This window comes from Actinophytocola sp., assembly GCF_050699915.1.
Taxonomy (GTDB): domain Bacteria; phylum Actinomycetota; class Actinomycetes; order Mycobacteriales; family Pseudonocardiaceae; genus Actinophytocola.
In genome coordinates this window covers 1-7,537 of the sequence record NZ_JBOHGA010000269.1, presented here as the reverse complement: position 1 = coordinate 7,537, position 7,537 = coordinate 1, and the positions used below count along the sequence as shown (strand labels likewise).

Genomic DNA, 7,537 nt, shown 5'->3' with positions numbered 1-7,537 from the left:
CGACCTGGACCGCTTCACCTTCCTGCTCGGCGGCAACGACGGCGAACCACTCTTCGACCCCGAATAGCCGACCCGGGGCCAAAAACCGCGGCGACAAGTGGGGCCAACTCACTTGACGAGACTCAGTGGGTACGGACCAGTGGCTCGGCGGGTGGGCAAGCACCTGCGGTACAAGCCGGCCGATGTGGTCGCGTGGGTGGAGTCGCTCGACAGCGAGAGCGCCTGATGGGCCGGCCGCCGCTTCCCCTCGGGACTTGGGGGCGGATTCGGCGCCATCGATCTGGATCGACGTCCTGGCGTGCGGTCGCGAATTATCGGGACTACGACGGGGTGACTCGTCAGGTCGAGCGGATTCGGGGAACCGGCGCGAAGGCGGAGCGTGCGCTTGTCGAGTATTTGAAGAATCGGGCTCGGGTGTCGGCCGATGGGGAAATCACGGCGGATACTCGAATTTCCGAGGTGTGTCGGGTCTGGTTCGAGGAGTTCAAGCGGCAGAAGAAAGCCACGTCGACCGTGAACACCTACGACGATGTGCTTCGGCTTCATGTGCTGCCCAGCGTGGGTTCATTGCGGGTTCGGGAACTGACGGTGGGCGTGGCCGATCGGTTTCTGGCGACCGTGCGGGACAAGACGGGGCCGTCGGCGGCGAAGCATGCGAAGACGGTGCTCAGTCAGGTGATGGGGCTCGCGGCTCGGCACGACGCGATCGACCACAACCCGATGCGGCACGTCTCGCCGATCACGATCGAGAAGAAGGCGGCGCGGGCGTTGACGCTCGCCGAGGTGCGGCGGTTGCGGGCCGGCCTGCTGGCGGACGAGCGGGCAGTGGCTCGGGACGTGCCGGCGCTGGTGGACTTCATGCTCGGCACGGGGCTGCGGATCGGCGAGGCGCTGGCGGTGACGTGGGAGGCACTCGACCTCGGTGCGGCGACGGTGGAGGTGCGCGGGACGCTGACCTACGAACGGGGCACCGGCTGGGTGATCCAGCCTCGACCGAAGACGGAATCGGGGTGGCGGACGCTTCACCTGCCGCCGTGGCTCGTGACGCTGCTGCGGGCTCGGGAGCGGGACGGGAACGAGTGGGACGTGGTGTTTCCGTCGCCGTTGGGCAAGCTGCGGGACCGGTCCAACACGAACGATGATCTTCGGGCGGCGCTCGACCCGTTGGGGTTCGACTGGGTGACGAGTCACAACTTCCGCAAGACGGCGGCGACGTTGCTCAACGACGGTGGGCTGACCGTTCGGGAGATCGCCGACCAGCTCGGGCACAAGCGCGTGAGTGAGACGCAGGACACGTACTTCGGCCGGGCGCAGCCGAGTCCGCGGGTGGCGAAGCTGCTCGGGGTGATCGACGAAAATGCGTGATTTCGCATGGGTAAAAAATGGGGCCGATCATGAATGACCGGCCCCACACTGCCTCAACCAGGCAATACGCGCGCCCGAAGGGATTCGAACCCCTAACCTTCTGATCCGTAGTCAGATGCTCTATCCGTTGAGCTACGGGCGCATTGTTCAGTTTTCAAGCGGAGGCTCCGGGATTTGAACCCGGGAGGGGTTGCCCCCAACCGCATTAGCAGTGCGGCGCCATAGACCAGACTAGGCGAAGCCTCCCGGGGCCCCAGGGCGCTCGGCGGTCAGCCTACAGGGGCCGTCGATCAGGTCGCAAAGCGCCTCCCGGTGGGGATGGTCAGCTCGGCAGGAACGCCTTGAGCGAGTCCGGGTTCGCGAGAGCATCTCGGCTCACTGCCTGCTCAAGGGGTGTGCCGGCCAGGATCTTCTTCACCGGGACCTCGCACTTCTTGCCGTTCAGCGTCCTCGGGATCTCCGTCACCTCGATGAAGCGGTCCGGCACATGGCGCGGTGACAAGGCCTTGCGCAGCGTGGTCCGTAGGCGCGGTTCCAGCTCGGCGAGGTCCACGCCCTCCGCGAGGACCAGGAAGCACAGCAGCTCACCCTCGGTGTTCCCGGACGTGTCGATGACCAGCGAGTCCGCCACCTCGTCGAAGCCCTCGACCACTCGGTAGAACTCGCTCGTGCCCATGCGGACCCCACCGCGATTGAGGGTCGAGTCGGACCTGCCGTAAATCACAGCTGAGCCACGATCGGTGATCCGGATCCAGTCGCCGTGGCGCCAGGTGTTCGGGTACGGCTCGTAGTACGCCTCGTGCAGGCGCGAGCCGGACGGGTCGTTCCACAGGTAGATCGGCATCGACGGCATCGGGCGCGTGATCACCAGCTCCCCCACCTCGTCGACCAGCTCCTCGCCCTGGTCGTCGTACGCGGCCACCGCGGCACCCAGCATCCGGCACGACAGCTCGCCCAGCCAGACCGGCACGTCCGGCGCGGCACCGACGAACGCCGTGCACAGGTCCGTCCCGCCCGACACCGAGCAGATCTGCACGTCCGCGCCCACCTCGTCGGCGATCCAGCGGAAACCCTCGGGACTGAGTGGCGCGCCGGTCGAGCCGAGCGCGCGCAGCGCCGACAAGTCGTGCGAGCCGGCCGGCGTCAGGTGCTGCTTGAGGCACGACTGGATGTAGGACGCCGACGTGCCGAAGTACGTCACTCGGTGGCGCTCCGCCAGCCGCCACAACGTCGACAGGTCCGGGTGCGCGGGACTGCCGTCGAACAGCACGACCGTCGAGCCGACGAGCAGGCCGGAGATGAGGAAGTTCCACATCATCCAGCCGGTGGTCGTGAACCAGAAGAACCGCTCGCCGGGGCCGAAGTCACAGTGCAGCGCGAGCGCCTTGAGGTGCTCCAGCACGATCCCGCCGTGGCCCTGCACTATCCCCTTCGGCAGCCCGGTCGTGCCGGACGAGTAGAGGACCCACAGCGGGTGGTCGAACGGGACGGCGTCGAACGCGAGCTGCGCGTCCTCGTGCGCGGCCAGCATGTTGGACCACGGGATCGCGCCGTCCAGCGACGCGTCCGCGGACAGGTAGTCGATCAGGACGGTGGCGCGCAGCGTCGGGATCTCGTCGCGCAGCTGCTGGACCGTGGGACGCACGTCGAACGACCGGCCGTTGTAGACGTAGCCGTCCACCGCGAACAGCACGACCGGCTCGATCTGCGTGAACCGGTCGGCGATGGCGCGCACGCCGAAGTCCGGCGAGCACGACGACCACGTCGCGCCGAGGCTCGCCGCCGCGAGGAACGCGGCCAGCGTCTGCGGGGTGTTCGGCGCGAGCGCGACGACCCGGTCGCCCTGGCGCACGCCGAGCTCGACCAGCGCCTCGCGCACGGCGGCGACCTGCCGACGCAGCTCGCCGAAGGTGACCTGCGCGGACAGGCCGTCCTCGCGTTCGAAAATCACGGCGAGGTCACCATCGGCCTTGCCCGGGCCCTCGGCGAGCGCGTGTTCGGCGTAGTTGAGCGTCGCGCCGGGGAACCACTCCGCGCCCGGCATCGTGTCGTTGGCGAGCACCCGTGCGGGCGTCGCGTGGAACCTGACTTCGAGGAACTCGGCGAGCGCGCCCCAGAAGGCCTCGAGATCGGTCGTCGACCACTCCCACAGCGCCTGGTAGTCGGTGGCGTCCACGCCGCGGTTGTCCCGCAGCCAGGTGCGGAACGCGGCCATCCGGCTCGCCGCCGCGCGCGACGGGTCAGGACGCCACAACAGCTCTGGAGTGGGGGTCATGACACCAGTTCATATCCCATATCGCCGGGCCTGACCATGGTGGTCGCCCACACACCCGGAGCGCCAGACGTACGCACGCGCGCACGCGCGCACGCGCGTGCAGAACTCAAGAAACGCAAAGCCCCACCCGATCCCGGGGGGCCACCCACGACCAGTCTATCGGTCAGCACCGACGGAAACGGCGTTCGTGGCTTGGCTGTGGACAAGTGGCGGGCCTGTGGACAACTCGGGGCGCGGGTGGTGGTTCGCGGCACGAGTAGGCGATCTGGCCGTAGTGGCGGAGCCGCGGCGCGAACGGGACGGTACCCGGGGCGAGAGTGAGTGGGCGGTCTGGCCGCGATAGCGGATCCCCTGTGCGAATGGCGGTCCCGGGCGCGAGAGTGGCGGTCTCGGAGCGCGGATCGACCTCCATGCGCCCACTCGTGTGCCCCGAACGCCGGCGCCGGCCCAGCCGAAGGCGATCCGGTCGTTGTGCGTGCGAGTCGCGGTCTCGGCGTGCGAGTGGCGCGTGTGCGTTGCTACAGGGCGGTGATCGAGCCTGTCAGGCGTTGCTCGATTCGAGCAGTGTCCGCCGGGGCGATGGTCAGCCATTCGACGCGGTCTCGGGTGATCTCGACGTGCGCGAGGTAGCGACCGGCTGCCGTGTCGAACCAGTTCACCACCGGGGTTCTGTTGCGGCGGCCCATCTTGTCGACCCGGTTCGCAGCCAGTTGGCCGCCGCCGTGGCGGGCGGACTCCACCAGGGTGATCACGGTGCGCAGGTCGCGGCCCGTGACGCCCGCCGTCGTCAGCGTGCGCTCCAGTCCGACGTACCCGGTCCGCTGGTACTCGTCGATCGCGTCGTCGAACGCCTGGCGGGGCAGCCGCGCGGCCCCGCCCGGGCCTGGCTTCTCGTCCGGGACCAGCGCGATCACCGCGCCAACGACCTTGCCCTCGCGCACCGGCACGACCCGCACCTCGTCGTCGGTCTGTGCGGCCAGCACGCCCTCGGTACCCCGGGCCGCCGCGAGCACCCGCACGTACTCGCCGATCGACAGCTGGCCGTCCACGGTGAGTGGGGCGCGCACCAGCAACGCGAGCAGCTCCTCGAGCCGCGGCGACAAGCGCGTACCGTCGTGCAAACCCTTGGCGTGCAAAGACTCCAGCACCTGCCCGCGCAGGCCCGCGCGCTCGTCCATGGTGTGGCCGAACGAAGCCACGTCAATGGGGTACGGCGCCTCGCCGATGCCGAGGTGCTCCCAGATGAAGTCGAACTCCAGGTGGGACAGGCTGGTCACGCCACCAAGCATGCCGTAAGCGAACCCGCTTCAGCGCAGGTGGGCGTCGAACCAGTTGAGCATCCGGTGCCACGCCTCGAAGGTGCCGTCCGGATGGATGTCGAACCGGTGGTCAGTGGCCGGGAACAACAGCACATCGCTCGCGGTCTCCGAGCGGAGTGCGGCGTCGCGAAGCTTCGCGACGTCGTCGGCGCACTTGTCGCCGTAGAGCCCCAACCAGGGGCAACGCAGCTCGGTGGCCACGTCGACCAGCGCCGGTAAGCCCGGCGAGATCGGTTGCAGGATCCCGCTGCCGGCCACCGTCACGGCCGCGCCGATGTTCCGGCTCGCGGCCACGACGAGCGCCACCGCGCCGCCGAGCTCGAAACCGACCACGCCGATCCGGTCCGCGCCGATCCCGTGCTGGGCCAGCCAGCCGAACGCGATGTCCGTGTCGGCCAGCACCGAGTCCCCGGACAGCCCGCTCACCCGGTCGGCCGCGAGTGTCTCGTCAATCTCGGACGACCCGTCGGCGCCGTGATAGATGTGCGGCGCCACCACGAGCCAGCCCTCCGCGGCCAGGCCGTCGGCGAGAGCCTTGACCGGTTCGGTGATGCCGCGGGACTCGTGCAGAACGACCAGACCTCCCCTGATGACCCCGGGCGGTTCGGCGATGGTCATCCGGAGCGCACGCCCGTCGACAAGCCGGACGGGTTCGGTGCGGGTGCCTGACATCTCGATACCCAACCATGTGAAGGTGAACACGAGTCAACGAATCTGACCCGAATGGAGTAGTCAGTCGATCGCCAGCTGCACGACCGCGACGAGTCCGACGAGGACGATCAGCCCGCGCAGCAACGCCGGCGGCAGTCGCCGGCCGTACCGCGCGCCGAGCGGACCGCCGATCGTCGCGCCGGCGGCGAGCAGCACGACGGCGAGCCAGGCCACCTCGGCGACGAGCACGAAGACCACACCGGACACGAGGTACGCGGTCGCGGTCAGCACGTTCTTCGTCGCGTTGAGCCGCTGCAGGTCCTCCTGCAACGTGATGCCCATCAGCGCCAGCGCGATCACGCCCTGCGAGGCGCCGAAGTAGCCGCCGTAGGTGCCGGTGAGGAAGATCCCGGTCAGCAGCCACGGGCCGCCGTGCTCCGGCCGGTCGCGGCGTTCGGCGAGTCGGCGCGCGATCCACGGTTGCACGAGCACGAGGAGCACGGCGAGCAGGACCAGCACCGGCACGATCGCCTCGAACGCGTCGGACGGCAGGACGAGCAGCAGCACCGCGCCCGCGATCGCCCCGACGGCGGTCGTCGCGGCCAGGCGCACGACGCGGGTGCGCTGGCCGGCGAGCTCGCGCCGGTAGCCGAACGCGCCGGTGATCGAGCCGGGCAGCAGGCCGATCCCGTTGGAGACGTTGGCGAGCACCGGCGGGTAGCCGACCGCGAGCAGCACCGGGAACGTCACGAGCGTGCCGGAGCCCACCGCGGTGTTCATGGCGCCGGCGACCAAGCCGGCACCGGCGACGGCGAGTCCTTCCAGCGGCGTCACCGTGGCGCGAACACGCAGAACTCGTTGCCCTCTGGGTCGGCTAAGACGTCCCATTCGATGTCGTCGCCGCAGGCCCGCAGCAGGATCGCGCCGAGGCCGACCAACTCGTCGGTGCTGCCGAAGACGTCGATGTGCATGCGGTTCTTGACGACCTTGCGGTCGGGGACCGGCTGGACCCAGATGAGCGGCCCGGCGCCGCTGGGGTCGACGATCGGGACCGGCCAGTCGTGCGGGCGCAGCCAGCCGTCCTCCGGTGGCTCGAGCTCGTCCCTGCGCACGTAGCCCATCGCCGCACACCACCAGTCGGCGAGCTTGTGATGGTCCTTCGCATCGAGGACCAGATCCTTGAAACGTGCAACCATGCCGGCATCGTCGCATGTCGGGGGCCGTTCGCCGGCACGGTCGGCTGTGCTGTTCCGCACGGAAACACGCTGCCAGCACGGCGTTTCGCACGGTCGCGGTCGCATGGTGGCGAGGATCACGCAGCTCTGCGAGTGGCGGGTTCAGCGGGCGGTCGGCCGAGTCCGATCTCCCCGGCCCGGCAACCAACTGCGCCGCCCGGCCCACAACCCGAACCGCTCGAGCGCCGCGAGCAACACGAGTAGGAACACCAGCCCGGGGATCGACATCGCCCAAACCCAAGCCATGCCGTGACAACGGCCTGCGGAGCCGCGGGGGTTCCGTGTCCGTTCAGGCGTAGCTGGAGCCGAGCTCGGCCAGCCGGCGCCGGGCGTAGGCCGGCTCCAGCTGCCAGCCGGCCGCCGCCTCCCACGCGTTCACCGCCGCCCGCGCGCCTCGGTTCCGCGGGCCCGGCAGCTCCACGCCGGGCAGGTCCGCGAGGTCCAGGTCCGGGTGGTCCACCCGAGCCTCGTCCCAGTCCAGGAAGCCGATGCCCGCCTCGCTGACCCGCACGTTCGCCCCGCACGGGTCGCCGTGCACCACCGCTGACCCGGCCGGCAGCGCCCGCCACGCCCGCCGGCACGCCTCGACCGCCTCCGCCGGCATGGCCCGAAGATCCACGTCCCCGCCGCGGTCCGCGACCAGCAGCTCACGGGTCGACGCGAACCCCGGCCGCTGCGGCCACCCCGCGGTC

At 69.8% G+C, this 7,537-nt stretch carries 7 protein-coding genes and 2 tRNA genes; 1 reads left to right on the top strand and 8 read right to left on the bottom strand.

Features of this window, described 5'->3' with window-relative positions:
- Window positions 1-225 precede the first annotated feature (225 nt).
- The gene (locus tag ACRDSK_RS29750; RefSeq protein WP_431444677.1) at window positions 226-1,365 is read left to right on the top strand and encodes a tyrosine-type recombinase/integrase; all 1,140 of its coding nucleotides are present in this window, start codon (window positions 226-228) and stop codon (window positions 1,363-1,365) included.
- Window positions 1,366-1,434: 69 nt separating this feature from the next.
- On the opposite strand, the gene ACRDSK_RS29745 is transcribed toward ACRDSK_RS29750, so the two are convergent.
- The 8 genes from ACRDSK_RS29745 to ACRDSK_RS29710 form a co-directional block, all read right to left on the bottom strand.
- Window positions 1,435-1,507 (bottom strand) — tRNA-Arg (locus ACRDSK_RS29745).
- 17 nt (window positions 1,508-1,524) lie between these two features.
- A tRNA-Ser gene (locus ACRDSK_RS29740) sits at window positions 1,525-1,611 on the bottom strand.
- Window positions 1,612-1,687: 76 nt separating this feature from the next.
- Entirely contained in the window at window positions 1,688-3,640 is a 1,953-nt protein-coding gene (locus tag ACRDSK_RS29735) for an acetoacetate--CoA ligase (RefSeq protein ID WP_431444676.1), read from the bottom strand.
- Between the two features lie 518 nt (window positions 3,641-4,158).
- The gene (locus ACRDSK_RS29730) at window positions 4,159-4,917 is read right to left on the bottom strand and encodes an ESX secretion-associated protein EspG (protein ID WP_431444675.1); all 759 of its coding nucleotides are present in this window, start codon (window positions 4,915-4,917) and stop codon (window positions 4,159-4,161) included.
- Window positions 4,918-4,947: 30 nt separating this feature from the next.
- Window positions 4,948-5,577, bottom strand: a complete 630-nt coding sequence (locus ACRDSK_RS29725; protein ID WP_431444674.1) for a dienelactone hydrolase family protein — start codon at window positions 5,575-5,577, stop codon at window positions 4,948-4,950.
- A gap of 114 nt (window positions 5,578-5,691) precedes the next feature.
- Entirely contained in the window at window positions 5,692-6,444 is a 753-nt protein-coding gene (locus ACRDSK_RS29720; RefSeq protein ID WP_431444673.1) for a sulfite exporter TauE/SafE family protein, read from the bottom strand.
- Window positions 6,441-6,806, bottom strand: coding sequence for a VOC family protein (locus tag ACRDSK_RS29715; protein WP_431444672.1), 366 nt, complete (start codon window positions 6,804-6,806; stop codon window positions 6,441-6,443). The genes ACRDSK_RS29720 and ACRDSK_RS29715 overlap by 4 nt, the downstream gene beginning before the upstream one ends.
- 328 nt (window positions 6,807-7,134) lie before the next feature.
- On the bottom strand, window positions 7,135-7,537 hold a 403-nt coding region (locus ACRDSK_RS29710), incomplete at its 5' end, for a phosphotransferase (protein WP_431444671.1).